At 46.6% G+C, this 26,656-nt stretch carries 25 protein-coding genes and 5 tRNA genes; 5 read left to right on the forward strand and 25 right to left on the reverse strand.

What is annotated here, in order from left to right:
* Positions 1-18: 18 nt before the first annotated feature.
* The 11 genes from H1230_RS26270 to H1230_RS26320 form a co-directional block, all read right to left on the reverse strand.
* Positions 19-2,277, reverse strand: coding sequence for a TadE/TadG family type IV pilus assembly protein (locus H1230_RS26270; RefSeq protein ID WP_239712768.1), 2,259 nt, complete (start codon positions 2,275-2,277; stop codon positions 19-21).
* Positions 2,278-2,293: 16 nt separating this feature from the next.
* Positions 2,294-2,971 (reverse strand): TadE family protein, encoded by a 678-nt coding sequence (locus tag H1230_RS26275; RefSeq protein ID WP_239712769.1) that lies wholly within the window; start codon positions 2,969-2,971, stop codon positions 2,294-2,296.
* Entirely contained in the window at positions 2,968-3,156 is a 189-nt protein-coding gene (locus tag H1230_RS26280) for a Flp1 family type IVb pilin (protein WP_239712770.1), read from the reverse strand. The genes H1230_RS26275 and H1230_RS26280 overlap by 4 nt, the downstream gene beginning before the upstream one ends.
* Positions 3,157-3,168: 12 nt before the next feature.
* Positions 3,169-4,041 carry a type II secretion system F family protein gene (locus H1230_RS26285; RefSeq protein ID WP_239712771.1) on the reverse strand — a complete coding sequence of 291 codons (873 nt, stop codon included), beginning with the start codon at positions 4,039-4,041 and terminating at the stop codon, positions 3,169-3,171.
* A 14-nt stretch (positions 4,042-4,055) separates the two neighbouring features.
* Positions 4,056-4,838 (reverse strand): type II secretion system F family protein, encoded by a 783-nt coding sequence (locus H1230_RS26290; RefSeq protein ID WP_239717562.1) that lies wholly within the window; start codon positions 4,836-4,838, stop codon positions 4,056-4,058.
* 47 nt (positions 4,839-4,885) lie between these two features.
* Positions 4,886-6,154, reverse strand: coding sequence for a TadA family conjugal transfer-associated ATPase (locus H1230_RS26295; RefSeq protein WP_239712772.1), 1,269 nt, complete (start codon positions 6,152-6,154; stop codon positions 4,886-4,888).
* The gene (locus H1230_RS26300) at positions 6,147-7,307 is read right to left on the reverse strand and encodes a CpaE/TadZ family protein (RefSeq protein ID WP_239712773.1); all 1,161 of its coding nucleotides are present in this window, start codon (positions 7,305-7,307) and stop codon (positions 6,147-6,149) included. The genes H1230_RS26295 and H1230_RS26300 overlap by 8 nt, the downstream gene beginning before the upstream one ends.
* A 153-nt stretch (positions 7,308-7,460) precedes the next feature.
* Positions 7,461-7,895, reverse strand: a complete 435-nt coding sequence (locus tag H1230_RS26305; RefSeq protein WP_239712774.1) for a DUF6526 family protein — start codon at positions 7,893-7,895, stop codon at positions 7,461-7,463.
* 19 nt (positions 7,896-7,914) lie between these two features.
* Positions 7,915-8,328 carry a thiol-disulfide oxidoreductase DCC family protein gene (locus tag H1230_RS26310; RefSeq protein WP_239712775.1) on the reverse strand — a complete coding sequence of 138 codons (414 nt, stop codon included), beginning with the start codon at positions 8,326-8,328 and terminating at the stop codon, positions 7,915-7,917.
* A gap of 91 nt (positions 8,329-8,419) precedes the next feature.
* A complete protein-coding gene (locus H1230_RS26315; protein WP_154116630.1) occupies positions 8,420-8,698 on the reverse strand; it encodes a hypothetical protein in 279 nt (92 codons plus the stop codon).
* A gap of 358 nt (positions 8,699-9,056) precedes the next feature.
* Positions 9,057-9,479, reverse strand: a complete 423-nt coding sequence (locus H1230_RS26320; RefSeq protein ID WP_239712776.1) for an organic hydroperoxide resistance protein — start codon at positions 9,477-9,479, stop codon at positions 9,057-9,059.
* Between the two features lie 175 nt (positions 9,480-9,654).
* Here H1230_RS26320 and H1230_RS26325 point away from each other — a divergent pair, with 175 nt between their 5' ends.
* Complete coding sequence (locus H1230_RS26325; RefSeq protein ID WP_239712777.1) at positions 9,655-10,137, forward strand: glutathione peroxidase; 483 nt, start codon at positions 9,655-9,657, stop codon at positions 10,135-10,137.
* A 95-nt stretch (positions 10,138-10,232) separates the two neighbouring features.
* Here H1230_RS26325 and H1230_RS26330 read toward each other — a convergent pair whose 3' ends face one another.
* From H1230_RS26330 to H1230_RS26340, 3 genes are all read right to left on the reverse strand, one after another.
* Complete coding sequence (locus tag H1230_RS26330; protein WP_239712778.1) at positions 10,233-10,595, reverse strand: DUF1304 domain-containing protein; 363 nt, start codon at positions 10,593-10,595, stop codon at positions 10,233-10,235.
* Between the two features lie 127 nt (positions 10,596-10,722).
* A tRNA-Leu gene (locus H1230_RS26335) sits at positions 10,723-10,805 on the reverse strand.
* An 89-nt stretch (positions 10,806-10,894) separates the two neighbouring features.
* On the reverse strand, positions 10,895-11,260 hold the full coding sequence (locus H1230_RS26340) for a helix-turn-helix domain-containing protein (protein ID WP_239712779.1): 366 nt from the start codon (positions 11,258-11,260) through the stop codon (positions 10,895-10,897).
* A 144-nt stretch (positions 11,261-11,404) separates the two neighbouring features.
* Between H1230_RS26340 and H1230_RS26345 the strand changes: the two genes are divergently transcribed.
* Positions 11,405-11,602, forward strand: coding sequence for an XRE family transcriptional regulator (locus H1230_RS26345; RefSeq protein ID WP_239712780.1), 198 nt, complete (start codon positions 11,405-11,407; stop codon positions 11,600-11,602).
* Between the two features lie 36 nt (positions 11,603-11,638).
* Positions 11,639-12,274 (forward strand): PAS domain-containing protein, encoded by a 636-nt coding sequence (locus tag H1230_RS26350; protein WP_239712781.1) that lies wholly within the window; start codon positions 11,639-11,641, stop codon positions 12,272-12,274.
* Positions 12,275-12,369: 95 nt separating this feature from the next.
* On the opposite strand, the gene H1230_RS26355 is transcribed toward H1230_RS26350, so the two are convergent.
* The 10 genes from H1230_RS26355 to H1230_RS26400 form a co-directional block, all read right to left on the reverse strand.
* Positions 12,370-12,452 (reverse strand) — tRNA-Leu (locus H1230_RS26355).
* A 10-nt stretch (positions 12,453-12,462) separates the two neighbouring features.
* A tRNA-Glu gene (locus H1230_RS26360) sits at positions 12,463-12,534 on the reverse strand.
* Positions 12,535-12,707: 173 nt separating this feature from the next.
* On the reverse strand, positions 12,708-13,901 hold the full coding sequence (locus tag H1230_RS26365; RefSeq protein ID WP_239712782.1) for an ABC transporter substrate-binding protein: 1,194 nt from the start codon (positions 13,899-13,901) through the stop codon (positions 12,708-12,710).
* Between the two features lie 70 nt (positions 13,902-13,971).
* Positions 13,972-14,673, reverse strand: a complete 702-nt coding sequence (locus H1230_RS26370) for an ABC transporter ATP-binding protein (RefSeq protein WP_239712783.1) — start codon at positions 14,671-14,673, stop codon at positions 13,972-13,974.
* 6 nt (positions 14,674-14,679) lie between these two features.
* Positions 14,680-15,462 carry an ABC transporter ATP-binding protein gene (locus H1230_RS26375; RefSeq protein WP_239712784.1) on the reverse strand — a complete coding sequence of 261 codons (783 nt, stop codon included), beginning with the start codon at positions 15,460-15,462 and terminating at the stop codon, positions 14,680-14,682.
* On the reverse strand, positions 15,443-16,399 hold the full coding sequence (locus H1230_RS26380; protein ID WP_239712785.1) for a branched-chain amino acid ABC transporter permease: 957 nt from the start codon (positions 16,397-16,399) through the stop codon (positions 15,443-15,445). The genes H1230_RS26375 and H1230_RS26380 overlap by 20 nt, the downstream gene beginning before the upstream one ends.
* A 13-nt stretch (positions 16,400-16,412) precedes the next feature.
* On the reverse strand, positions 16,413-17,318 hold the full coding sequence (locus H1230_RS26385; RefSeq protein WP_239712786.1) for a branched-chain amino acid ABC transporter permease: 906 nt from the start codon (positions 17,316-17,318) through the stop codon (positions 16,413-16,415).
* Between the two features lie 509 nt (positions 17,319-17,827).
* Positions 17,828-17,919, reverse strand: a tRNA-Ser gene (locus tag H1230_RS26390).
* Positions 17,920-17,926: 7 nt separating this feature from the next.
* Positions 17,927-18,002, reverse strand: a tRNA-Asn gene (locus tag H1230_RS26395).
* A 60-nt stretch (positions 18,003-18,062) separates the two neighbouring features.
* Positions 18,063-18,809 (reverse strand): MBL fold metallo-hydrolase, encoded by a 747-nt coding sequence (locus H1230_RS26400; protein ID WP_239712787.1) that lies wholly within the window; start codon positions 18,807-18,809, stop codon positions 18,063-18,065.
* 127 nt (positions 18,810-18,936) lie between these two features.
* On the opposite strand from H1230_RS26400, the gene H1230_RS26405 reads away from it, so the two are divergent.
* Positions 18,937-19,365 (forward strand): Lrp/AsnC family transcriptional regulator, encoded by a 429-nt coding sequence (locus tag H1230_RS26405; protein ID WP_239712788.1) that lies wholly within the window; start codon positions 18,937-18,939, stop codon positions 19,363-19,365.
* 87 nt (positions 19,366-19,452) lie between these two features.
* Here the strand turns inward: H1230_RS26405 and H1230_RS26410 are convergent, their stop codons facing one another.
* Positions 19,453-25,785, reverse strand: a complete 6,333-nt coding sequence (locus H1230_RS26410; RefSeq protein ID WP_239712789.1) for an S-layer homology domain-containing protein — start codon at positions 25,783-25,785, stop codon at positions 19,453-19,455.
* A 221-nt stretch (positions 25,786-26,006) separates the two neighbouring features.
* On the opposite strand from H1230_RS26410, the gene H1230_RS26415 reads away from it, so the two are divergent.
* Positions 26,007-26,645 (forward strand): pentapeptide repeat-containing protein, encoded by a 639-nt coding sequence (locus H1230_RS26415; RefSeq protein WP_239712790.1) that lies wholly within the window; start codon positions 26,007-26,009, stop codon positions 26,643-26,645.
* The last annotated feature ends 11 nt before the right edge of the window (positions 26,646-26,656 follow it).

Genomic DNA, 26,656 nt, shown 5'->3' on the forward strand with positions numbered 1-26,656 from the left:
TCTCCTCACAACCTTCCGTTAATAAGAGAAATCAGCCTTAACAGCTCTGTAATAGACTTTACCTTGCACATCACCGGAACTCCCTCCACCATAGTTCAGCAGTTTAATTACACCGGGCAAGAACCAAAGCCGCATGCCGAGTTTAATATCCGCAGCGACATAAGTGTTTTTTTCGGCAGGGTTTATTCCCGTATTTAAGCGAATTAAAGCAAGCATCCGGGAAAGCTGACTCTCTCCACTACCATGCAGCATCATAAACAGACGCAGATGATCGCGGTAGCTGAGCTGTGCGGGCATATATTTGGATAAGGGTACAGCATCCTTTTCACAGAGCAGCAGCATGTCCTGAACCGCCTGCTCAATACCGTATAGCAGGGCTGCAGCCAGGATAGCCAGTGGATTGCCAAGTGCTGCCTTCTCAATAAAACCTTCCATTGTACGGATGGCCAAGCGCATCCCGAATATTTCGCCATAAGCTGCCGCCACATTGCCCACAGGATTATGAAATCCGTAAAGGATATATTCCAGTTCTTGTGCTTGCGGATCAAGTTGGTCAATTAGCTGCTGAGGTGCTGTACCTTCGGCATCCAAGGTTAATGCGGCCAGCTTGGTAACATCAAAATGCTGAAAATACAGTGCTGAATATTCCGTCTGAAAAAGCCTGTCTCTGGCCCCTTCCATGATGCTGCCCATTGCAGCATAGATCCCGTCCATGCTTGACATGGCAGAATCGCCAGCCGCATAAGGATCAGTCTCTGACTGGGCTGCTTGTGAGGTTTCCGACTCTAGTCCTTCATTAAAAGAGACACTATCCTCGTAGTATTGATTCAGTGTTTCATAGCGTTCTAACGATTCCCCTGCCTGATCTTTCAGATCTTTGATCTTGTCCAGCATTTTCATTGCATCGCCCAGCTTGGACTTAGCTTCACGCTCTGTTTGCTTACGCTCTTTATCCGAGCTGCGATGCTCCTCAATCTGAGCAGTCTCGCTGGCAAGAATGGCGCCATGCACACCGTAATTCTGCAGATAGCTATCGATAATATGGGAAGCTCCCAGAACAGCAGCAAACATTTGTGAGTTGTCTCCGTTAATTCCCGATGCTTGAGAGAGTACGTTAAGCAGTACGTTAACTAATGGAGCAATAGCTAGATATGCCTGTCCCTGTGTCGATAGATTATTCTCCATACTTCCAAAATCAGCAGAGGAGAGAATCAGTGAGTCCTCCTGTTCACGAAGTTTCATTAATATATCCGTGCTCATGCCATCGGAGCTTCCCGGAATGTCCCAATTCGCAGTCTGATCCTGACCGCTACCCACTCCGTTGCTTCGAGACTGCTCCAGCACTGCTTCCATTTCCTCATTGAGTTCCCGAGCTCTCTTCAATGCGTTCTGTGCTTCCTCTATTAATCGTTCGTGATCTGTACGGAATGTTAGAAACGTAGTAGGAATCCGTGAGCGAATCTCCGCCGACTGTCTTAAGTAGCTAGCTAGCTCGTTGGTATACTGAGGCCTCTTCTTACTGTCACGATACATGTCGGCGTAGTACTTCCCAATATAGTCATTGTATTGCGCAGCTATATCTGCAGCAGAGGTGACATTGCCCAAAACGCTGGGAACAATGCTATCCTGAGGAGGATTCATGATCAATTGAAGCAAAGACTCTCCACTTTCTGCTGCTTGTCTGCGCCGCTCCTGCATAAGATCCAGCGCTTCTTCACGCGCATCGTAGAGTGGCTGCAGCTTGCTGAGCACCTTCGTTGCTTGCGAAGCCTCTCCCATCGCTGCCGATAACGGTTTGAATTTCCCAGCCAGCTCCAAGGCGAAATCAATCGGGGCTTTGTACTTCATCTCTTCATTAATCTGCCGGCGAAAAACATCATAGCTTCCAAGCGAACGACTAAAGTTCAGGGAAGATGATTCCAGCCCAAGCGTCAAAGGATTGAAGCCATCTTCCCGGCCGCTTTTATGTAGATTATCATTTAACACCCGCGACAATAGCAGACTGCCATCACTGTCTCCAAAAGCGAACAATCCATAGTTCTCCCGCAATTCCTTATCGTACGCTGACAGTACTGATCGGGCACCCGCTCTTGCTAAGCGTTCACCCTGTACGTGCATAGCCGCAATCCGCGCATAATCAATCAATACTGTGGCAAACAGAAACACAAAAGCCAGTACCATGATTAAGAATATCGAGACAGAACCCTCAATTTCGTGATACCCCCACCTGCTCCGGCGCCTTCCATTACTATAAGAACGGGCAACGGTTCTCTTCATTTCAGCCTCCAAAAAATCATTTTCCCTGAAGCTTGGTCATCATTGCGGAAGCATCCTTCTTCTCCATAGCAACTGCAGCCCCACCACTCTGTGAACCTGACCCCGCCTTGAACTTGGCGCCATAATACCGCATCAGGTCGACCGTACGAATAAATTCCACAGGCTCTGTAACAACAGATTGTGCCTTAACTACTGGTTTAGCTCCATCTGCCAGCACATCATCCAGCACGGGTAAATCCAGCATACGCTTCAGTTCTGCGCTTACTCTGCGTCCAGTTAGGCTGTATGTGTAATTCATCTCTCCCAGCATATTATCCGGAACCATACTTGAGGCATGCTCAAGCTTAAGCAAAGGCAACACGCTTGTTCCGTGAGTCTCTGCAGGAAGTTCGAGCTTTTGTCCGCCACTTGCTGCTGTACCGCCAAATAATGAAGAGAGCAGTCCATCCTCCCCTATTCGCCAATACAACGAATCATATTCACCCGCAGCAAAGGAGCCTCCCACTTCTTTATGGCTATTGTCCCAATCATACGCTGCACGTTCAGTAGCAGCCGAGGCTACCTGCAGCAGCATCGATTGCTGGTAACTATACAAGCAGAAGAACAGGAGCAGCATCGTAATAAACATGATAATGGGCAGTAAAAGAGAGGCTTCGATCGTGAAGCTGCCACGGTCATCCTTAAGCGTACTCATTCAAAAACTTTTTGGCTCTTTTCACCAGCTGTATCGATTAGAGCTTCCACTACCTCTTGAATTTTTTCTTTAAAAAGAAGTACCACCGCAATCAGCACAGCTATGATCAGAATCATCTCCAACGTGCCCAACCCTTCTTCATCCTTCCAAAAACCTTTCATACTTCCTACAATACTCATCATCATTAGCTCATCCTCCTACATATTTAACATCATGATTGCAGGTGTTCCCACCAGCACAATAACAATTAAAAAAATAACAACCATCGGAAAGACCAGCTTTGAAGACGCCTGCTCCCCGCGTGTCCGGCTAAGTGCTTTCCGCTTCTCCCAGAGCATCCGCGACAGATCACGCAGCGACAATACGAAATCCCCACCGCCCCGGCGATAATTAAGCAAGACTGTCGTCGTAAACAGTGAAACCTCCTGTACAGCACAGCGCTTGCTGAAGTTCTCAAAAGCCTGCTGAAACGAATAGCCACTCTCCCATTCACCCGTCATCATCATAAGTTCCTTATACAGCGGATGACTGGTGTCTCCCTTGCGGCTTTCAACACAGCGGAGAATAGCCCGCTGCACCGTCTCCCCAGCACCAACCAATAATACGATGCTGTTGAGGAGCTCAGGCAGCTCCATCATAATCTGCTGTTCTCTCAGCCTGACCTTTTTATGCAGATCACTGGCCAGGGCAAATGGTAGAGCTACCGCTAGTATTGAACCCAGTAGTATTCCTGTGCGTTCCCCATTAAATAAGGTGAGCAGGCTACCACCCAGCAGCAACAGCCAGCTATAGCTAAGCATCTCACCCATAAACAGTAAGGTTCGCTCAGCGCTATAACGCATGCCGTAATTCCGCTGTAAGGACCGTTGAATTTTGAAAAATAACGACGGGAATCTGCTTCCCAGCCCTATTCTTTCACCGAGCAATAGTATCGGTTCCCCCAGCCTGCGCAGGCGTAGTCCATCCATTGGAATTCTTCGCAGCCCGGCATACCGGCTTCCACATTTCAAGCGCAAGATAATCCAACCTGCTGATAACCCTACAATAATTGCCCCGCATATCCATCGCATGACCTCTCCATCCTTCACAGCGGAATGTCCATAATCTTGGAGGTCCAGAGGTAACAAAGAAACAACGCCGCCAGGGCCAGCGTAGATATGGCGATACCCGCGCCAGTGTACATAGGTTCCATATAGTCACCTGCCGTCAAGCTCATGAACATTACCATGACAAGCGGCGAGATTAGCAGCGCTTTAGCCTCAAACTTCTTCTGGGCAATACTCACCGCGATATCCTGCTCTATATCCAGCTTCTCACCAATGATCGTTGATGTCCGACGCACAACTTCGACGAGATCACCGCCCGTACGTTTACATACCGAGAACACGTCTGCGAAACGTTCAATGTCTTCCATTCCTGCGCGTTCACTGAAATTATGCAGTGCTTCTTCTACCGGCTGACCATATTCCATCCTTGCACAAATAATGTTCAATTCGGAGATCATATCGCCCCCGCCCTCCTGATCCAGCATACGCAGATCCAACACAGCTTCCCGAAAGGCATTCTCAACCGAACGTCCTGCCGATAAAGACGATGAAAGGGAAAATAACGTTTGCTTAAACTGCAGATTGAGCACTGAACGACGCCGTCTCAGAAGGTAATCACGCAATAGCCGTGGTGCATAGGCACCGCCTGGGGCAAGCAATAAGGACAGCAGCCATTGATGATAAAATAGATATCCGATGCCAAACAGCAGCAGACTGCCTCCACTAATCGCCAAGATTTTTTGTACCAAGGTTAGCACATACACTTTGTAATCAGGTAATTGCGCTGCCCCACTGACAGACTGAACTGCAGCAAGCTTCATTGCAGAAGATCCAGCCTTGAACATTACAAACTTTTTCCCAAAAATAATCAGATCACCACCTCCCCCTTCTTGAATTCAGCTTCGCTAGTAACAGCAGACAGAAGAGTAATACCAGCCATCTTCAGCTTGTCCGTATGGCACAATAGATTTCCACTTGCGTTCAGACTGCCTTGTACCCGTCCCGCCTGTTCTCCCAATTCCTGAAATTCATATAAAGAATTCAGCACCACCTCTCCATCCTTCAGACCAATAACCTCACTAATGCCCATCACCCGGCGGGAGCGGTCCCGCAGCCTGGACAAATGCACGAAAATATCAATTGCCGAGGCAATTTGCTGGCGGACAACTACTACCGGCAAATCCGCAGCACTTAGCACCATCGTCTCCAGACGACTGACCATATCGCGGGCACTATTACTATGGCCAGTAGATAAACTTCCATCGTGTCCAGTATTCATTGCCTGTAGCATATCCAAGCACTCGGCCCCACGCACCTCGCCAACCACAATCCGATTGGGCCGCATCCGCAGCGAAGAACGAATCAGGTCACGGATCGTAATCTCCCCTTTACCTTCTGTATTAGCGTTTCTCGTCTCCAAGGAGACGAGGTTCGGCACAGTCACAATTTGCAATTCGGCGGAGTCCTCCACCGTGATGACTCGCTCGTGGGCTGGAATGAACTGGGACAATGCGTTCAGGAACGTTGTTTTGCCAGAGCCGGTACCTCCGCTTATAAAAATATTATATTTGGCCGTAACCAGCGTCTGCAGCAGCTCTGCAGCTTCCGGGCTTATGGCTTCCCGCTTCACCAGCTCACTCATTGTCATCGGCGTCTCTGGGAATTTGCGGATGGTCATCGCCGGACCCTTTAACGCCACTGGTGGCAGCACGATATTGACCCGGGAGCCATCCTTCAGCCGTGCATCCACAATGGGTGAGGAATCATTTACTACCCTGTTCACCTCAGATACCACCGTCTGGATAATATCTTCCAGCCTGCTGCTGGATTCGAACGCCAGTGACAGGCGGCGGATCTGGCCGTCCTCTTCAATGAAGATTTCTTTATAGCTGTTGATCATAATCTCTGTAATCGCCGGGTTATCCACCAGCGGTTGCAGCACATCGAGTCCCCGAAAAGAATCGAATAATCTCTTCACAAGCTCATGCTTCTCCTGTGCTGTTAAATAACTAAGACTCTCCCGCTCCAATATCGTTCGTTCAATGTAAGCAGTAAGTTCCTTGTTCCCTACAGCCGAAGTAACATCAAGCCCTGCCCGAATATCACTGCGTAATATCCTGAACATCTCATCATTCATATTGGCCCTTTCCGGTAAATACCAATGGCAGAGCAGGCTCGATAAACGCCTTGCAGAACTGGAGAATCTCGCGCTGGAATTGTGGAGAGTTCAGACAGAGTTCCTCCCGATGCTGCAGCGTCCAAGTTGGAATAAAGGGCAAGACACAATCAAAGGTTATTCCTTCGGGCGGCAAACTCCCCTCCATAGAATCCGTAGCCAGATTCACTACGAATCTGCTCTTATCCAACAGGTTTGCGGGCATATCTGAATGTGGAGCAGTGCAATGCGCTAGCCACCTTACCGTCTTATGCAAGCTAATATCATCATGCTTAAGCACCCAGAGCAGCATGCCACATCGTTGCAGCACAGCCTCGGCCCGCTCCTCCTCAAGACTCCCTGTATCAACAATTACAACATCATAGCCCCCTGCTGCCAGCCGATCCAACAAATCAAGCGTATCCCTCTTGGTCATCTGCAGCATTTCTTTAACATTGCCTACCGGCCTAAAGACATCACTCCGCAGATCTTCATGCCTGAGAACATAACGTCCTAAATCAACATCGCCTGCTTCCTTTCCACGGGAGGCCTGGATCTCATAGAGCAACCTTTCTAACCCTGGAGCATTACCAATAGGCGGTCGGAGGAATAAGCAACTACTGTCCACACTTTCAAGATTCAGATAAAATACAGACAGTCCTATTCCGCCAAGCTGTTTGGCCAGATTCAGAGCTATTGTTGTTTTGCCGTTGCTTCCACTACTGGAGACAACCCCCAACACCAAAGTCTCTTCCTTCACAGAAGGAGAAGTCCTAACGCGGCTGATTTCACATAGCTGGAACATGGATTCTAGTAGTGAAGGCAGCGCCTGATACTTGGCGATCATTACGCCGCCTGCCAGTCCCCCAATACTTTTACCGGAGTAGCCCACATCCTCACTTAATACCGCCCATGGAACTGTAGTTCTTCCTTCTACGAGCCAGGCTTCGATAAAGGATGCATCTCCTACAACCGCATCTGGAACCTCCTCCCCTTTCATAAATTCCACAAAGGCAGCCATCTTACTAAATGCTGAAATACGCAGCATATCCCCATATTCACTATGATGAGCATACTGCAGCACTGGTTCGATATATTGACTCTCGCGCACGGCGAGTACGATCCTTACCGCCATGAAATCACCCTCCTCCCCTCAAAAAAGAACAGCAAAAAAGCACCGCCAATAACCGCGACAAACGGTTATTGAACGGTGCTTCCGTTACTGTTCCTTTAATTTACAGCTATAGTAGCATATATATAATGAGGCAGCAATAAGTTTTTTCGCACATTACACTCGCATCGAATCTTCCCGCCAGTTCTGCACAGCAGAGAGGATGTCTTCGGGTTTCATCTGTTCCACTACTGCTCGCTGACACAATGCAGGAAATTCATCATCGCCCGCATAGCGCAATGCAATAATCTGGGCAAGACTAAGCTTAGTGCTGAGCGTACCTCCAGTGAGTCGGTAATAGCGAAACTGCTCTTCCATTCTCACAATACGGTCCTGACTCTTGGTAGCATACTTGCGAATGCGGCCCGCAGCGAACACTAAGCATAAGGAAGAGATGAACAGCAGCACTGACACCGTTAATTCTCCACCATCCTGAAGTACGAAATACAGATGTATCGCAGACCAAATCAATAGAATAAGTGCGAGTGGCAAGGTTACAAAATGATATGACCAATCAAAGCGCATAAATCCGTTTCGTTTTCTTTTGTCCATAAGTCCCCCCATTAGTAAGCTATAGAAATCTTCGTCGGTTCTCCGGTGTTGGCAGCGAACACTGCTCATCACGTCCGAACCAGCGGTAACGGTTCCTTGCTACAAGCCTGTAAAGCGCGTTGCGCAGCGGTCGAGGAACAAGTATGAATACATAAGCAACAGGATACGGAAAACGCAGCCTGCGGGCTATCCGCAGCACGGCAGCAGACTCCGTGTAATACACGCCTTTTTCTAACAGCACCACTGTGCTCAATTCGTCCGGCTTCAGCCCCCCGGCATTCAGTAGCCTTTGAGATACCTCGTTCTGTAAAGGTGCGAACATAAAATGGCCTTTGGGATCATGTGGAATAATGAAACGAACCAAACCCTGGCAAAGATGGCATACACCGTCTATCAATATGATTGATTTACCTTCGATCTGTTCTTCATTCAATCCACCCGCCCCCTCTCTAACAAATATCTCTCAAAATAAATAAAGAAAAACGCGGGATAAGCTCCCGCGCCAACATGATCCGTCCATTTATTTATTCGGCAATTGCCTTCTCAATCCATTGGTTCCCAATCATTTGTCCTTCGAGATCAGGAGTGAATGCTTCCATACATTTGCAGATGAAATCCTTGCGGCAAATGGGACATGGTGTTTTTAGCAGGCGGCTGATGTTCGTCATTTTCCATTCCGGAAACCGATTATAAAATACGCGGCACTCCGTTCCATCAGCAAGCTTGATAATGAACTCGAACAATCCTTCCTTATCATTGCTGCTGGCTTTAGTCACATTCGTAATACTCGGTTTGTAGGACATCTTCATCACCCATTATTTAAATTTTTTTGTTTGTTTATAGCACACGCGACATATACAGATACTTAGACATATTAAAGAATTTTAGGGGTGATGTCAACCAATGTACTCTTTGTAGCAACCTAATTATTACTCTTTCTTACTGACACCGTCTCTATTTAGCCATTATTGCCAAGAATGCTTAACCATACCCGCCAAGAAGAAACGGCTTCGCCGTCCTTTTATGGACGGCACCCGTTTCTTCGAGAAATATAAGGATAAGCTATCATGTGAACATATAAATTCTTATATTTCTAAAAAGACCAGACCATTATTGCCTGATCTCATCTAGCCGCATAGTGTTTATCCTGTAACAATCGCTCTACTCTACAATGTTTAATTCAACCTCAATATTACCTCTTGTGGCTTTGGAATAGGGGCAGAAATCATGAGCCTTCTTCGCCAATCCCTCGGCAATCCCGCGTTCAATGCCCGGCAGCTTCACATCTAATCTTACAGCCAGTAAAAAGCCGCCATCGCTCTCATCCTTGCCTATCGACACATTAGCAGTCACTTCTACATCCTGCAGCTTCACACCCTCTTTGCGGGCGATATTAGCCAAGGCACTTTCATAACAAGCTCCATATCCTGCAGCGAACAACTGCTCTGGATTAGTACCCAAACCACCGGGACCGCCTAGTTCTTTAGGCATTTTTAGATCATGCTTCAAAGCGCCATCTGAAGATTCCACGGAACCTTCGCGTCCACCGTGGACGGTTGCTACTGCTGTATACAAGGCTTTCATAAATAATTCTCTCCTTCACTCGAGCTGTATTTTGTAAGCACTCTCCATAACCTTAAACAATAAGGAGATTTTGAAACGATTACATTTGAAAAATGACACAACGTTAATAATTGACTCCGCACATTAAGTGGCGTACAATTAAATTGTGATAAATTATTGATCGGAGGCATAATCCATGAGTATTTATGATTTTGAAGCCAACACCCTGCGTGGCGAAGAAGAATCGTTGTCCAAGTACAAAGGCAAAGTATTGCTCGTTGTGAACACCGCCAGCAAATGTGGATTTACTCCCCAATACAAAGGTCTCCAAGAAGTATACGAAAAATTCAAAGACCGTGGGTTCGAAGTACTCGGCTTTCCTAGCAACCAATTTGCAGACCAAGAGCCTGGGAGCAGTGATGAAATTTCAGAATTCTGTGAAATCAATTATGGTGTAACCTTTCCGATGTACGAGAAGATTGATGTAAAGGGCAATGAGGCTCATCCTTTATTCGAATATTTATCTAAAGAAGCCCCTGGAATCCTTGGCTCGAAGAGCGTCAAATGGAACTTCACCAAATTTCTGGTTGATCAGGAAGGTCACGTTCTGAAACGCTTTGCTCCAAAAACAACACCGGATCAGATCGAAGCCGATATCGCTAAACTACTGAATAAATAAAAATACAAAAAAAGGATACCCTGCCCGTACAGTTTTTATACTGTGCGAGAGAGTATCCTTTTTTGTGACGAACTACTTTTACACGACTGCAAAACCTACCATTGAAAAAGGACGGCAATTATCGCAACTAGGGCTGGTAATGCCTGCACGTAAATGATCGATTTCTTGGCAGTCAGACTGCCCACAATACCTGCAATCAGTACACAAGCAAGGAAAAATAATTGAATATGTCTTCCGGCAACAGCATCCGGATACAACAAACCCCAGATTAATCCCGCAGCAAGAAATCCATTGTACAACCCTTGGTTAAAAGCAAGCGACTTCGAATCTTTGGCTACTTGTTCCGTAGTACCGAAGGTCTTCATGCCTTTAGGTGTAGCCCACATAAACATCTCCAGATATACGATATAAATATGTATTGCTGCAATAATACTAACTAAGATAATGCTTATTAACATTAGCTTACCTCCAGTCTAATTTTTATTGTGATTATAACATTTTTTCAACTAGAGAACTTGTCACAACATTTGCTGCATGAAAAACAAAACAAAAAAAGCCTTGCAGCGCAAGGCTTTCTTCAAAGTATGCGGTAGAGAGGACTCGAACCTCCACGGGTATACACCCACTACCCCCTCAAGATAGCGTGTCTGCCATTCCACCACTACCGCGCGGTGAGTATAACTTGATACTTGATACTTTGTTTGAGGCCAACATTTATTATTATAAATCCCCTCATCTTAAAAGTAAAGACGCATATTCAGGAATTCTCATCCGCCGCTTTACGCTTACGGTATTCAGTGAAAGCTATGTACTCCTTAATAAATTCCTTCTCTTTGGGAAGCAATTCAGCATTTTGGCAATTCAATTGCCCTATGTGTTCAAAAAAATAATTTTCCCTGTTCTCACGCAAAATTTCCGTTGTATTCTTGCCGAGAATAATCCAGTCAAGACTGACATCGAAAAAGGCGCTAATCTCAATCAACTTATGTGTACCCGGAGTAGACTTTCCGCGTTTCCAATCTCCCATGTTACCTGTACTGATATTTAACTGCTCACAAAATGATTTCTTGGTAATGCCTTTTTGTTTAATCAAGTACTCTATACGCTCGTATATGGATTGCATTCATAAACCGCCTTCCACTATAATAAAAAAGCTTATTTAAGCTATTAATTGTTGAAATATGACTTAAAAAAGTATATAATTAACTAATATTAGGTCTTATTCCATTATATCATATGCCTGGAATGTCGATAAGAGGTGAACCTGTTGAACGTCAAACGCCCTATAACCCCATACGGCTGGGTAATCAAGCAACGCCTGACAGAGTTACATCTGGATCAGAAGGATTTTTGCCAGTTATACGGAATTCCCACTTATCGCTTGTCCAATGTAATTCATGGAACACGTAGAGCCGAGCGCTATCGCCGCCAGATCGCAGAGCTTTTGGGCCTTCCCCCATCTTAGCATTCCATCCTGATCGATCACAAGGAGCGATAACCTTTGCCAGAAAGCTTATCCACTTCCCTAACCGATTATTTTGATACCCTGCCACAAAACGTCCTGCTTATCAATAGATCCGGAATCATTCTATACACAAATAGCAGTTGGAGTGCATACCGGCACGAATACGGTCTTTCTTCACTGAAGGAAGGGAGTGGAGCTAATTGCTTTGAGCTATTGCAAGAGCTAATTAAAGAGCCTGCTCCTATCGCAATTCTGCGCCAGTCCTTGCAGTCTATCCTTCAAGGTGAGCGACTGGTATTTAGCTCGGAATTCTCGATCCCTACTAATAAAGGGCTCAGAAGATTCCGGTCTGAGATCTTCCCCCTCATCTCAGACGATCCCTCAGCAAGAGAACTCCTTATGATTTCCCTATTTGATGCTGGAGCTGTTAAAGAACAACGTACTCTTACAGCATTCAGACCCCCCAGCGCTTCGCGTAAGCCTTCACATAAGCTCATCCCTATCTGCGCTTCCTGCAAATCCATTCGCAACGCTAAAGAGGAGTGGAACACGATTGAGCATTTCTTGCAGCAGCATCTCTCCATGCAATTCACACATGATATCTGCCCTGATTGCATAAGGCTGCTCTATCCCAAATATGCAGGCGCCTTAAAGGGATCGGCTGGACATTAAAAAGAAGCAAGAAAACCTCTGCGGAGCACAGGATTTCTTGCTTCTTGTCTGTGATAAAGGGATCGTCCATAAGTGGACGATCCCTTTATCTAGTATGCGGTAGAGAGGACTCGAACCTCCACGGGTATACACCCACTACCCCCTCAAGATAGCGTGTCTGCCATTCCACCACTACCGCATATGAGAGATGACCCGTATGGGATTCGAACCCATGTTACCTCCGTGAAAGGGAGGTGTCTTAACCCCTTGACCAACGGGCCATAATATAAAATGTTCTTTTCACAACAAAAATGATTATATCAAACTTCATTATTTTTGACAAGCATTTTTTATAAACATGGCTCTGTGTAGTTAGATAACTTTAGGGAGCCTATTAAATAGGCTCCCTAAGTACCGTACTAATAGAAGCTATTAGAGTAAAGAAAGATTTTACTTACGGATTAACTTTAGCTTCGAATGTTTGTTTACCATCAACAAACTTCAGAACTACAGCTGCTTTAACTGGGTCATGCGTTTCGTTCATTGTGATTTTACCAGTAGCCAATTGCAGATCTTTCGTAGCAGCTAGTGCATCTCTCAGCTTCGTAGGCTCTGTGGAATCAGCGCGTTTGATACCATCAACGACTAGCTTCACAGCATCATATCCAAGTGCAGCCATGCCATCTGGGACGAGATCGCTATTAGCAGCCTTGAATGCGTCAACGAATGATTTAACTTCAGGTGCACTATCTTCAGGGGAATAGTGATTGGACATGAACGTATTATTGAGCGCATCTGCTCCGGCAATTTCCACCAGTTGTGGAGAATCCCAACCATCGCCACCCATAAATGGAACGGTAATGCCCATTTCACGTGCTTGCTTCAGAATCTTACCAACCTCTTCATAGTAACCAGGTAGGTAAATAACATCAGGGTTCGATTCTTTAATACGAGTCAATACGGCTTTAAAGTCAGAATCCTTTTGTTGATAAGACTCTTCACTTAAGATCGTACCACCATTTTTCAAGAATGTTTCTTTAAAGAAGGTTTGCAGACCTTTAGAGTAGTCACTTGAAGTATCGGTGTAGATTACAGCCGTTTTAGCTTTAAGTGTGTCTGTAGCATAGTTAGCCATTACTTGTCCTTGGAACGGATCGATAAAGGAAGCGCGGAATACCCATTCATTCAATTTTCCTGTACGTTCGTCAACAGTTACTTTTGGATTGGTGGCCGAAGAACTGACCAACGGAATTCCCTTTTCCTGCGCAACAGGTACAATTCCGAGTGTATTCGTAGATGTAGTCGATCCAATGATGGCTACAACTTTATTGGTTGTAATCAGCTTTTGTGCTGCACGTGTCGCTTCTTCAGACTTGGAAGCATTATCCGCTTCAATCAGTTCAATTTGCTTGCCGAGTACTCCACCTGCGTCATTAATTTCTTTAACCGCAAGTTTGGCCCCTTTGAGTGCGGAGTCGCCGAAAGAAGCTTGACCGCCTGAAAGCTCAACATCCATCCCAATCTTGATTGTCTCTGCAGTGGAATTTCCACCGTTTGCAGCCTTGTTGTTATCTGTGTTGTTGCCACAGCCTGCTACCAAAGCGGCAGTCAGCACCGTTGTCAAGATAATGGCCCCGATTTTCTTCATTCTCTTCCAGCCTCCTAAGATAATATATTTATATGATGATTCTGTGATACCGCAATAAATGAATGGAAGATTAGTGACCCAGATAAGCCATCTTAATCTCTTCTGAATCTGCCAGCTCCTTGGCATCCCCTTCAAGCACCACTCGACCCGTTTCCAGTACATAAGCACGATGAGCAACTTTAAGTGCCTGATGTGCATTCTGTTCAACAAGCAATACGGTTGTTCCGGCCGCATTTACTTCCTGTATAATCCGGAAAATATCCTTTACCAGCAGTGGAGCAAGGCCCATGGAGGGTTCATCCAATAGCAGCAGCTTCGGATGTCCCATCATAGCGCGACCCATGGCGAGCATTTGCTGTTCTCCACCGGATAATGTTCCAGCTAGCTGTTTCTTTCTCTCCAGAAGACGGGGGAAAGTAGAATATACCTTCTCGAAGTCAGCTCCGAGGCTATCCGAGTTCTGTAAATAAGCTCCGAGCTCCAGATTCTCTTCCACAGACATATTGGCAAACACCCGTCTACCTTCTGGACAGTGGATAAGTCCCTGCTTCACGATGGACTGTATGCTTTGATTCGTAATCGATTTGCCCAAAAATTCAATACTGCCTGTCTTCGGTTTAAGCAACCCCGAAAGCGTCTTGAGCAACGTTGATTTGCCGGCGCCATTGGCGCCAATCAGGGTTACGATCTCACCTTCATTAACGGTAATGCTCAAATCCTTTATAGCATGAATAGCTCCGTAATATACGTTGATTCCTTGTACTGTAAGCATAGTCCGCTACGCCTCCTGTCCCAGATATGCTTCGATGACCTTAGGGTTGTTCCGTATTTCAACAGGTGAGCCATCTGCAATCAGCATCCCGCGGTCCAGCACATAGATTCGGTCGCATACCCCCATAACCAGTGACATGTCATGCTCTATTAACAGGATGGTGAGATCGAATTCCTCACGAATCCAAGCAATTAGATTCATCAAATCACGCGTCTCATTCGGGTTCATGCCTGCAGCTGGTTCATCCAGCAGCAGCAGCTTGGGACCCGCAGCAAGCGCACGAGCGATTTCCAAGCGCCGCTGGTTGCCATAGCTCATATTGCCGGCTAACTCGTCGAATTGATCGGCCAGATTAAATATTTTTAGAATATCCATTGCCTTCTGGGTAATTTCTCCCTCACCGCTGAAATGCTTAGGCAGACGGAGCATCGATGTGAACATCGAATGTTTGGCATGCTGATGAAAGGCAATCTTGACGTTATCAAGGACCGTCATAGCGGTGAATAAACGGATATTCTGAAAGGTACGTGCCGCACCTTTTCGATTAATCCGGAAAGGTTTCATACCGCCTACAGACTCATTATTCAGAATAATACTGCCGCTAGAAGGCGGGTAAACACCAGTCAGCAGGTTGAATAGTGTTGTTTTGCCGGCACCGTTCGGTCCAATAAGTCCAATCAATTCACCTTTATTAATATGGAGGGACACCTCACTCAGCGCCTTTAGTCCTCCAAAGGAACGACTGGCTTGTTGGACATCAAGAAGCACTTCAGCTGTTGATGCTGTCACTTGGCTTCGCCTCCTTTTTGGCAAATTTCTTGAATGAGAAGCCTGTGCTGCCCAAAAGTCCTTTCGGACGGAAAATCATCATCAGAATTAGAATTGCGGAATAGATAATCATCCGTAGCTCTGGGTATTCCTGTAGTGCAGTGAAGAGTACTGTTAACACAATTGCGCCTACGATTGCTCCAGACGTACTCCCCAATCCGCCTAGTACAACCATAACCAGAATTTCGAACGACTTCAGAAAGTTAAAGCTGCCTGGATTAATAACATAGAACTTATGAGCGGATAGACCACCAGCTATGCCTGCGAATAATGCGCCGAGAGCAAAGGCAATGATCTTGTACAAAGTGGTATTAATCCCCATAGCTTCGGCGGCAATTTCATTCTCCCGAATGGCTATACAAGCCCGACCGTGGCTGGAATTGATGAAGTTATTAATTACAACTATCGTAACCAGCGTGAAGAGAAACATAATCGTCCAGGTCGTCTGGGTTGGAATACCGCTGAGGCCCGAAGCACCGCCAACATATTCCGTATTGAGCAGCACAATTCGGATAATTTCACCGAAGCCGAGTGTAGCGATCGCCAGATAGTCACCATTAAGCCGCAGTGTCGGAATACCGATCAGCACTCCGAAGAATGCAGCTACCAGTCCCGAAATCACAAGCGCCAAAACGAAAGGAACATCAAAATTCAAGGTCAAGATCGCTGAAACATAAGCACCAATGGACATGAATCCGGCATGGCCGATCGAAAATTGACCCGTTATCCCATTAATCAGGTTAAGAGATACTGCCAGCATAACGTTAATGCAAATCAGAATAAGTGTAGATTCCATAACATCATCAAATATTCCCGTTGTTAGAAGAATCTGAATGGCTCCGTAGAGAACCAAAGCGAACACAATGCCTATCCAAAAAGATTTATTTAGCTTCTTCATCCGGTTATCCCACCTACACTTTCTCGCGGACATTTTTACCAAACAGTCCGGACGGTTTAAAGATAAGGATAAGGATCAATATGGCAAAGGCCACGCCATCACGCCATGAAGAATACCCCAGTGAAGATATTTCTGTTTCTACCGTACCTAGAAGTAGACCCCCAACCAACGCACCTGGTATACTGCCGATCCCGCCAAGTACAGCCGCTACGAAAGCTTTCAGTCCTGGTAGCACACCCATCATCGGGTCAACAGCATTGTAAGTCATTCCAAAAATCACACCTGCTGCTGCGGCTAATGCAGAACCGATAGCGAATGTTGCTGAAATCGTCCGGTCTACGTTAATACCCATAAGTTGCGCTGCCTCCATATCGAAGGAAACTGCCCGCATTGCCTTACCTATCTTCGTTCGGTGTACGATATACTGCAGGATGATCATTAGCACAACTGTTGTGACTAGAGTCATCATTTGATTAGAATCAACCTGAACTGAACTTCCAAATAAGTGGAATTGGTGCTTATTGATAATCTCCGGAAAGCCTTTGGCCTGTGGCCCGAGTAAGTACACCCCAGTGTATTCCAGAAGAAAGGAAACCCCTATTGCTGTAATAAGTACGGCGATACGTGATGCTCTACGCAGTGGCTTGTAAGCCAATCGTTCAATCGTGATGCCAAGCAACGCACTGACAGTCATGGAAATTACAAGCGACAATATCAAGACGATAACCGGAGGGAAACCCACCGATGCAAAATATTTGGCACTAAAAAGTCCGATAAACGAACCTACCATAAATACATCGCCATGTGCAAAATTGATCAGCTTGATAATTCCGTATACCATGGTGTAACCAAGAGCGATCAGAGCATAAATGCTGCCTACGGAAATCCCGTTAATTAACTGCTGAATGAAATACTCCATCGCCATCCCCTTTTCCCATAATAATCATAATTCCCCTTTCTCTACCTTACATTCTCTTTTTTCCTTTATGATGTTATTTATATTAACACAGGGTTATTTCTTCGTCACTAATATTTATGCTTATTTAATACAAAATTCGAATTTCAAGGTTAGGTTATATAACATTAACTGTAGTGTATTTGGGATGTATCTGAACATATTTGATTATTTGCGAGGAATGATGAGAATAACGAAGTAAAATGGAGTTCGTCAACATTTGAATTTATTTCCTTTTTTAATACAATACTTTGTTTTCCCGTAAATAATATAACATTTGTCTCTTTACAGCTTCTATCCGTCAATTAATTAAAGGATTAATGAGTTGCACCATTGAATTATTCGCTAATATTAGTGTGAATTTCACCCTTTTGTTGGAACTAATTATTAAAAAAACGCAAAAAAAGAGCTCCCAGTCGGGAGCTCTTTCATATATTGAAGACTATGTATATTTTGCTAAGTGCCACAAAATGTGGCGGAGAGAGAGGGATTCGAACCCTCGCACCGCTTACGCAGTCTAACCCCTTAGCAGAGGGTCCCCTTATAGCCACTTGGGTATCTCTCCAAGAAAATGGCTCCCCGAACAGGGCTCGAACCTGTGACAACTCGATTAACAGTCGAGTGCTCTACCAACTGAGCTATCAGGGAATAATAATTCATGTCAACATGAAGTAATTTATCATGATTTTGTAGTCTAGTCAAGCGCTCTCAATACCATTCTCCATCTTGCAAAAGGGTGACCCGATTTAGCAGGGCCTCCTGCTCCAACCGTTCCCGCAGGTTCTCCCGGGTGACCAGACAATGGTTGATCGTATCCATGTGAACAGCAATAACCGATGTATAGGGTGCATAGCTGCACAGCTCCACTACGTCCTGTTCATCCATCGTAATAGGTCCACCTGTCAAGAATCGTGCACCGCCAGCATTGATAATCGTCAGCTCGGGATGATTATCATCCAAGGCCTGCTTAACCTCGTCACACCAAATTGTATCTCCAGTAAGATATAACGTAGGTTCGTTTTCTGCCTGAAAAATAAAACCCGATACTTGTCCCATCCGTTTCCCAATCTCACCCGTTCCGTGCTGACCTTTTGTTCTTGTAAGGGTTATATTAGAAATCTTATGTTTGTGGTTAATTTCTGTAATGTGTTCAAAGCCCTGTGCCGCTATTTGCGCCTGATCTCCATCCTGGCACAATAATGGAATATCACGAGAAAGCATGGATATTGCCGCCGTATCCCAGTGATCGGCGTGAAGATGCGTCAGGAGCAGAACATCCGGTTGCAGCCATTGCTCTGCCGGTCCAGGTAAAGAGACCAATGGATTTCTGCGGTCATTCTCCGAATTTATAATGGGTGGATTCGCGCCCTGCTCACTAAGCATCGGATCAATCAAAAATGTAAGACCACCATATTCCAGCCATAATGTCGCATGCCTGATTAGTTGAATTTTCATTCTCTACCCTCTTCCTTTTATATATCTTCTGCTACAATCAATTATAGGTGGATTGATACACAGAATACATGGATAGCAGAAAGAGTTTACCTTGATTTACTTTCATACTGAAAGGAATTATACGATAATGAACCGTACCCTGATAGATGATGTGGATTTTCGCATTTTGCAGCAGCTTATTAATGATTCCACTCTTAGCCACAAAGAAATTGGATTGCAGGTACATATGACAGGCCAGGCAGTTGGCGCACGTATCCGCAGAATGCGCGACTGTGGCATCATAGAGGGCTATACTGTCCGCTGGAATCCGGATAAAATAGGACATGCCGTACATGCTTTGATTACCGTATTTCTGAGCTCCAATACTGTCCATCCGGCCTTTCAGGAGTTCGCCAAAAGCAACAGCAGCGTTGTGGAGACCTACCGCGTCAGCGGAGAGGGCTGCTACTGGATGCGTGTTCACACGGTTAACCAGCAGGATCTTAACGCTTTTCTCGACCAGTTGCTGGAGTTTGGAAATTATAGAGTCAATCTGGCGATGGGCCAGATCAAATAAGCTGCATATATGAAGAAAAAGGTTATAGATAAAGCCGCCGTGAAGGGTACAACTCCTTCACGGCGGCTTTTGTCATACATACACAGATCAGTTATTGAGCAGTTTAGCCCCAATCAACAGGCGATTAAGAATTATAGCTGCTTCCGCGCGGCTTGTATCGCTACTTGGGGCAAAGTTCCCTGCGGATTGCCCCTTCATAATGCCACTTACTTCCAATGTGTCCACAGCTTCCTTCGCCCAAGAGGAAATACCTGCTGCATCATTGAAAGTATGTGATCCGGAAGTAGTTCCTTTGAGCTCAGCTTCTGCTGGCAACAGCTTCAGAGCTCTCGCAACCATGACAGCCATTTGCTCCCGTGAAATCGGGGCATTCGGACGGAAGGAGCCATCCGCATAACCCTGAACCAGCCCTAGTCCGGCTGCTGCTCTGGCAGCCACTGCAAACCAGGAGCTGTCCTGCACATCGTTGAATGAGCTGTTTGCTATCGCTGCAGGGTCAAGCTGCAGATCCAGCGAGCGGATCAGCATGGCTGCGAACTCCGCCCGGCTAATCGTTGTCTCCGGTGCAAAGCTGTCCGCAGATTGGCCGTTCACGATGAATCTGCTGGCCAACCGTTCAATCTCAGCCTGTGCCCAGTGTCCCGAAATATCCGGGAAGCTAACAGGATGTTGCGCGACGGTAAACACTCCACTCGCCATGCTGCTCTTAACGGTAACTGTAGTCACTCCATTCGCAGAATCAAATACTGCGGGTACATAACGGAAAGACCCAGTTTTATCATCATAGAGAAGAGCTACAGCCGTTGCATTATCCAATACTTCATTAACAATGAATGTCCGCTCCACGTGCTCGGTTCCAAAGCTTCTGACAGGAACGGATGTTGTGCCATCCGTTACGTTCAGCGTGAAACCAACCGGAGTTCCATGCAGCTTAAGGCCTTGCTGCTTCGCACTCCCTGTCAGCTGCTCCAATGCGGCTCCGCTGTGTGGAGTAAGCTTGAACTCCAGTGTTCCTTTTGGCAGACTGGCATTATTCAGCACGGTCTCCATTTGTCCCAACGGGAAACGATACGTCATATTGCCACTTTGGATCACTAGCATTGCATCCGGACTAACCGCAGCCGCGCTCCGCAAGGCTTCTGCGCTAAAGCGGACCGTGCCGTCAGCATTGGCTGCAAGTTCGATAACGGCTTGACCCGCAACTGTCTTAGCTTTAAGCAACGCATCATTATTACCCGTAGCCGTGGTTACCGGATTAGTTACAGGTACATTTGGAGTAGTAGGAGTAGTAGGATCAGCAGGCGAGAATACATCCACTGTATAGATTCTCTGGTCAACTCCAACGGTTACTGTGAGAACTGTACTTCCTACCTTAAGTGCCTGCAGTTTTCCTTCTAATAAGGAGGCTGTGTTGACGTTCTCAAAGACAAAGGTTGCTTGAGAAGTGATGTCGGTACCCTCTTTGTCCAGTACCTGCAGTCCAACTGACTCTCCTTGCTTCATGACAATAGGTCCACTCTGTCCATCTGCAAGCTTTAAAGAGAAAGATTTGGCCGCGCTGGCAATGCCTTGATTACGCTGAACAATATTGAATGCAGAGGATGGATTAGCTAACAGATTCATCCGCTCCCCACGGATAATAAGGTTATCTACGAGCAGGCTTCCCTTCAGCTCTGGCGTAACTTCCACACCGCTCGTACCCACTCTGTCAATGACATTATTCGTGAGGACTACCCCAGTCATGTTCAGATTGCCATGCGCTATTAAGCCAGAGTAGGTACTGTCTAGTGCCGTATTATTCCGGATTAGAACAGTACCATTGAGATCACTCTCACCCGCGTATAGCCATAACGCCCCCAGATTCACTCCATAACCGGAATCGTAGCTGCCGGTGCGCAGCATTGTGTTGCGTTCCACGAGGGTCGTTCCTTGGAACGGCTCAGCGGAAAAGCGGGTGGATACGGCAATACCTGCCCCGTTGCTCACGGTATCCTTTACTACATTATCCTGGATTTTGTTATCCTTGCCGCCAAAAACAACGATATTATCAGCTAGCCACGGTAGGGATACCGTGTTAAAGCGTGCCGTATTATTAAAGCTTGGTGTTCGCTCATTGCCATTCACATCATTCAGCTTGGCATCTGTAAATGACCACATAGCAATCCCATCATCCCCTGGATAGCGGATATCGCTTTGTTCTATCATGCTGTTCCCTGTACCTACGGCGAAGTTGACACCATCCGCCATAAGATCACGAATACGAAGTCCTACCATATGAAGACCATCTGTCCGGACTTTCTCACCCACTGGCTGTGTGAGCCATAGGCCTGCTTTGGTGTGCTCGATCCAGACGTTCTGGATTACCGAGCCTTGGCCGAAGGCCCCATGGAAGGCATTGGTGTACGCTTCATCCTCACGCACGTTGATGCCGCCATCAATCAGTAAATCATACACACCAATTTCCTCTCCGTGACCATAGAACTTAGCACCGTTCAGCGTCGTATACCACATGCCTGCACCACGGATCTCAGCGGCATTCAGGTCCAGCAGTCCGTCCCCCACATTAAAGGCTCCGGATGGAAACCAGACTCCTGTATTTTGCTGATTCGCTTCGGCAAGCGCCGCCTTAAAGGCTGCCGTATCATCACCTTGATCATTTTCAATAGCTCCATAATCGGCAACAGAGACAAAACCCTCCGGCATAGTTAACGCTGGAGCAACCTGCTCCATATCAGCTAAATCCAGGGTGTAGGAGGCTGCATGATCGCCAGCAGTTTTCTCCAAGCGAATCGTTGCTCCAGCTGGTGCATTGCCAATCAACGCATGAATCTCGTCAAAGAAGCGATGCCCGCTGCCTTGGCGAGGGTCATTCGACCACGGGTAGCTGCCGTACTCCCAGGCATATTTTGAAGTCAGATGAAGCTGTTGCTGGACGCCATTCACATATAGTGACAGCGTATCCTCTGCACCCGTTCCATCTGGACTATCCGGAATCGAATAGCGGAGAACGATGGAGTTAGCCGGATTAGCAAGCTTAAATTCCACGTAGTCTCCTGTGTTCTTCAACATCACGGCTTGGCGTCCGGAAGCCTCCGAAGCTATGCTGAGATATTTTCGCGAAGGGCCGATAATCGTTCCGTTCGTATCCGCGTCCTCAGCCTCATAGCTGATATAAGGTAACGTTGCTCCGCGATATGTTTTATTCACACTGTTTAAAACGGTTAACGTATCAATGGTCAGTCTGTTCCAGACCGTGTTCTCGCCAGCGCTAAACGAAACGGTATTCATTCCCGCCCGCAGCTTTAGCTTTAATGACACAAACTGTCCAGCAGTAGAAGACTTCAGATTTAGCGTATTTCCCTGCTCCAGACCGTTCACCTTAACTATTAAGGAAGCATCCGTAGCGGATTCATTCTTATAGTGAATGACTGCAGCATATTCATCCGCCAAATTGGCATTCACCACAAACCGAATGACTCCTTCTCCCTGAAAAGCCTCTGCCCCTGCATAAACAACATTCTTAGGTACAGGCAGAAAGCTCCACAAAACATGATCGCCAGCAGCTGCTGTGCCAAGTTCAATCGTGGACTCTCCCTGTGTAAGCAGGCCGCCCTCATCAGCGCTCAGCAGTTGTTTATATCCAAGCTTCTCTTCCAGTACCCATCGGGATGATTCCTTGTCCCCTGCGGCTAACATGACAGCTTGGTTTGCTTCATTTAATGAAAGATAATGATTAGTCTGGACATTCATGATCCGCTTGCGGCCATTGTATTCTTGCACAAGCCACTCTATAGATGCAGTCTTGTCAGCAGGATCAGCATAAATAACCTTGCCCGCCTTCTCAGCCAGCACTTTGTTGCTTTGTCCTTTCGGCACGATAGTCACAATGTTGGTATCATTCTGGGTCGGAGTTGCGGTATCTATGTTCCGCGGTTCTCCTGCTGGCGTATTGAACGTTTGACCTGCCGTCTCCAGCGTCCATTGAACGGAGCTTTCACTCTCCAGCAGCAGGCCGCGCTCTGCATACCCAGTATGGTTCTCTACATTAATGAATTCATCGTTGTACTCCCCGAACTGGCTGCGGATGGTGTAATGTTTGTCATCGGAAGCCAGACTGACAGCCCAGTCAGAGGAACCGTCAACAGCAGGTTCGGAACGGCTGCTCTCCAAGAAGGAATAATCCCCGTTCAAGGTTAGATAATGTCCTGTTGCCCGGTTAACGATCGATTGCTTGCCAGCCTGCGTAGATATGCTCCATTGTGAATATCCATTATCTGCTGACGGTTGACCATACAGAACAACGCCATGCTCATTCTCATACAGATATTCTCCGCTGTTGGCATTTTTGAATCTTACCGGATAGGCCGGTACTGGAGGTGCAACTTCAGCGACTGCTTCAGCACTGAAATGTGCACTCTCCTTATCCGCTGCATCTGCCGCCTTGCTGATTCTAATCACCGGATTACCATGATCATCTGGGGCACCGTACATATAATGACCTGCCCATGCGCTTTTGAAGGTTGTTAGGCCTGATGGCTGCATATCAACAATCCATTTAATACTGCCCCATACATCGTATACCGTCTGCAAGGATTGCACAGCTACGTCAGGATCAACCTCCTTCACCGCATTACCGATATGCTCAAGAGAAAGATAACGTCCTGTACCTCTATTCTTAATCTTCACAGCTCCGTTACTGCCCTCTATCTCTTGCAATTGCCAGACAAAAGAATCGTCATTGAGGTTAAGCGGACCATAGGTGGCCTGCCCAACGGTCATGTCCTCTGCAGCTGAGGCATCGGCCTGTACCAGTGACTTCTCTTGTGAGGCTGCAGTCTCTGTCTGTTGCTGCGAATTATAGACTACTTCTGTGACCGTCTTCTCTTCTGCCTGGTTCCGAGCACTACTAGGCGCAGCAAGCAAAGGTCCATCCTTTAAATACTGCTCCGCTCCATTTACGGAATTTAGCTTAAAGCGGAATAAATCCTGTTTTTTCTCCGTAACTGCGACGAATTTCCACTTAGGGCTGCCCCAGTCAGGGTTAATCACACCATACTCCGCATACTTGGTTAGGTTTTGGAGTGAGATATACTTCTCTGGACGTTTGTTCGGCTCCTTGTCGACAACATTGCTGATCACATAGGTATTGTCGCCTGTGTTTTTCCCCGTCCAGATGTAGCCCGGATCTACAGCATTTTTGTCCGGCAACTCCGTAACCTGAAGGTGTCCGTCCGGCATATTCACCATATTCAGGTAATGGCCCGTTTTCTTGTTCTTGAACAGCTTGCGGCCATTGTATTTCTCAATCAGCCACTGGTCGGAACCATCCGCCTGCATATTGCCGTATTTCAACAGTCCATCGCTGTTCTCATACCAGTAAAATGACTTCCACCCATTCTGTATCCGGTAAAAATGTTCTGAGCCATCCGTAGGCGTGTTCGGGTCCAACAGCTGCCACTGGGCAGCAAGCTTCGTATTATCCGTGCCCGCTCCGGCATTGCCGTTCCCTAAGGTAGCAAGGTAAGTACCTCTGTTCCCAATATTCTCAATCGTCTGGTAATCATCATAATCATCAGATTCATTGAAGACCCACTGATCCGTGGGTTGACTCTCAAGTAATTGCTGCGCCTTGGCGGTGCCTTTAATAGAAGTAAGATAATGATTCGTTGCCGCGTTACGGATACGCTTATGGCCGTCATAGTCCTCGACAAACCACAAGTAATCCGCTGCGTTGACCGCATCAGCAACAATAACACCGTGCTTAAGCTCACCACCGGTCGCTTCGTATAGGAAATCCGTAGCTGCCTGAGCATCGGTATACGTAGCCAGACGAATCGGCTGCAATTCCGAGATCGGCACTGGCGCTGTACTAAGGTCAACAAAAGCCCACTGCGGGCTCTCAAAGGTAATATTGATGTCCCCGCTCACTTGAGCAAACCCAAGCTGATTCTCCTCATGGATGACGAGCTTCCCCTCCGGGGCTGTCGCGCTGCGAATCACCATATAGCCGCTTCTGTTCGAAGTATCAATCAGCCATTGATCCGTAATGCTGCCTGCTCCTGAGATTTCTGCTGCTTTAAGCGCATCCTCTTTGCCCGTATTCCCGGCAAGTGTAATGTAGTGGCCTGTCTTCACATTTTGAATCCGCGACACCCCAGCCATGGTTACTACAGTCCAATGGGATGAGGTGTCTGCCGGATTCGTCATGCCGTAGCGTACCTCGCCAGTAGACGTTTCGTATAGAAAATTACTTTTCCACTTATTCTTAATGAGCACTGTACCTGTTGAAATCTGACCCGCCCCAGTACCTTCGTTTACTCCGGTTCCTGCAGAATTGCCACTGGCTCCATAAACAGGCAAGCCTGAAAAAATCAGCAGCATCGCCAGCAGACCCGCAACCGCGGACCTGAATCGCTTCATAAATGCGCCCCCTCTAACTAATATGGACTTCCTCTCCAGTTTAGTTTGGTAGCGTTTACAAAACGATGTGCGATTTTATCCAGACAAAGGTGCATTTGTACGGATATGAATAACCCGCCTCGTTGTCAGGATGGTTGACAAAACCCCAGATTCCCACGATAGTTAACGCACAGGGAATAGGAATAGACTCGCTAGTATTGATTATTGTAATGGAGGTTCGCATGAAACATAAGATTGACCCGCCCAAAATTGCCGACAACATTGCTTTACCCCCGCAGGAAATATTCTCACTGCAAACGAAGGATGAGTTCAGCTTTTGTTCCATAAATGACCAGTTCATTGATAGCCAGGAAGCTGGTAAGGTTTCGTTCGAGAAGGTGCTGTTTAGGAATGTTACCATTACGGAGTCGTCCTTGAGCGGGATTGAACTTACGGATGTTATCTTTGAAAGATGTGATCTGTCCAACGTTAATTTCTCCGATGCCTTCGTTCATCGCACAGAGTTCAGAAATTGCAAGTTGATTGGGACAGACTTTACCAGAGGAAGATTCCAGAACGTTCTGTTCACAGACTGTATCGGGGATTACGCTACATTTCGATTTGCTAATTTCAAACAGGTTGCTTACGTAGACAGTTCGCTCATTGGCGCTGATTATTATCAATCCGTCCTGCAAAAGATCTCATTTAATCGCTGCAATCTGGATCAAGCCATGCTGTCAGGGACAAAACTGAACGGAATCGATCTTAGCGACTGCGAATTCAGCGGTTTACATGTAGAGATCGAAGACTTATATGGTTGTATCATTTCAGCGCAGCAAGCCGCCTCATTTGCGGGTCTGCTGGGTTTGGTGATCAAATAGCAGGCTTGCCC

It is taken from the genome of Paenibacillus sp. 19GGS1-52 (genome assembly GCF_022369515.1).
GTDB lineage: Bacteria > Bacillota > Bacilli > Paenibacillales > Paenibacillaceae > Paenibacillus_AQ.

Coding starts and splice junctions, on each gene's coding strand:
- H1230_RS26290 (WP_239717562.1), bottom strand. CDS start 4,838: ATGAAGCTTGCTGCAGTTCAGTCTGTCAGTGGGGCAGCGCAATTACCT.
- H1230_RS26410 (WP_239712789.1), bottom strand. CDS start 25,785: ATGAAGCGATTCAGGTCCGCGGTTGCGGGTCTGCTGGCGATGCTGCTG.
- H1230_RS26365 (WP_239712782.1), bottom strand. CDS start 13,901: ATGAAGAAAATCGGGGCCATTATCTTGACAACGGTGCTGACTGCCGCT.
- H1230_RS26315 (WP_154116630.1), bottom strand. CDS start 8,698: ATGTCCTACAAACCGAGTATTACGAATGTGACTAAAGCCAGCAGCAAT.
- H1230_RS26415 (WP_239712790.1), top strand. CDS start 26,007: ATGAAACATAAGATTGACCCGCCCAAAATTGCCGACAACATTGCTTTA.
- H1230_RS26330 (WP_239712778.1), bottom strand. CDS start 10,595: ATGTTAATAAGCATTATCTTAGTTAGTATTATTGCAGCAATACATATT.
- H1230_RS26400 (WP_239712787.1), bottom strand. CDS start 18,809: ATGAAAATTCAACTAATCAGGCATGCGACATTATGGCTGGAATATGGT.
- H1230_RS26320 (WP_239712776.1), bottom strand. CDS start 9,479: ATGAAAGCCTTGTATACAGCAGTAGCAACCGTCCACGGTGGACGCGAA.
- H1230_RS26275 (WP_239712769.1), bottom strand. CDS start 2,971: ATGAGTACGCTTAAGGATGACCGTGGCAGCTTCACGATCGAAGCCTCT.
- H1230_RS26295 (WP_239712772.1), bottom strand. CDS start 6,154: ATGAATGATGAGATGTTCAGGATATTACGCAGTGATATTCGGGCAGGG.
- H1230_RS26280 (WP_239712770.1), bottom strand. CDS start 3,156: ATGATGATGAGTATTGTAGGAAGTATGAAAGGTTTTTGGAAGGATGAA.
- H1230_RS26270 (WP_239712768.1), bottom strand. CDS start 2,277: ATGAAGAGAACCGTTGCCCGTTCTTATAGTAATGGAAGGCGCCGGAGC.
- H1230_RS26340 (WP_239712779.1), bottom strand. CDS start 11,260: ATGCAATCCATATACGAGCGTATAGAGTACTTGATTAAACAAAAAGGC.
- H1230_RS26380 (WP_239712785.1), bottom strand. CDS start 16,399: ATGAAGAAGCTAAATAAATCTTTTTGGATAGGCATTGTGTTCGCTTTG.
- H1230_RS26385 (WP_239712786.1), bottom strand. CDS start 17,318: ATGGAGTATTTCATTCAGCAGTTAATTAACGGGATTTCCGTAGGCAGC.
- H1230_RS26325 (WP_239712777.1), top strand. CDS start 9,655: ATGAGTATTTATGATTTTGAAGCCAACACCCTGCGTGGCGAAGAAGAA.
- H1230_RS26285 (WP_239712771.1), bottom strand. CDS start 4,041: ATGCGATGGATATGCGGGGCAATTATTGTAGGGTTATCAGCAGGTTGG.
- H1230_RS26300 (WP_239712773.1), bottom strand. CDS start 7,307: ATGGCGGTAAGGATCGTACTCGCCGTGCGCGAGAGTCAATATATCGAA.
- H1230_RS26370 (WP_239712783.1), bottom strand. CDS start 14,673: ATGCTTACAGTACAAGGAATCAACGTATATTACGGAGCTATTCATGCT.
- H1230_RS26305 (WP_239712774.1), bottom strand. CDS start 7,895: ATGGACAAAAGAAAACGAAACGGATTTATGCGCTTTGATTGGTCATAT.
- H1230_RS26405 (WP_239712788.1), top strand. CDS start 18,937: ATGAACCGTACCCTGATAGATGATGTGGATTTTCGCATTTTGCAGCAG.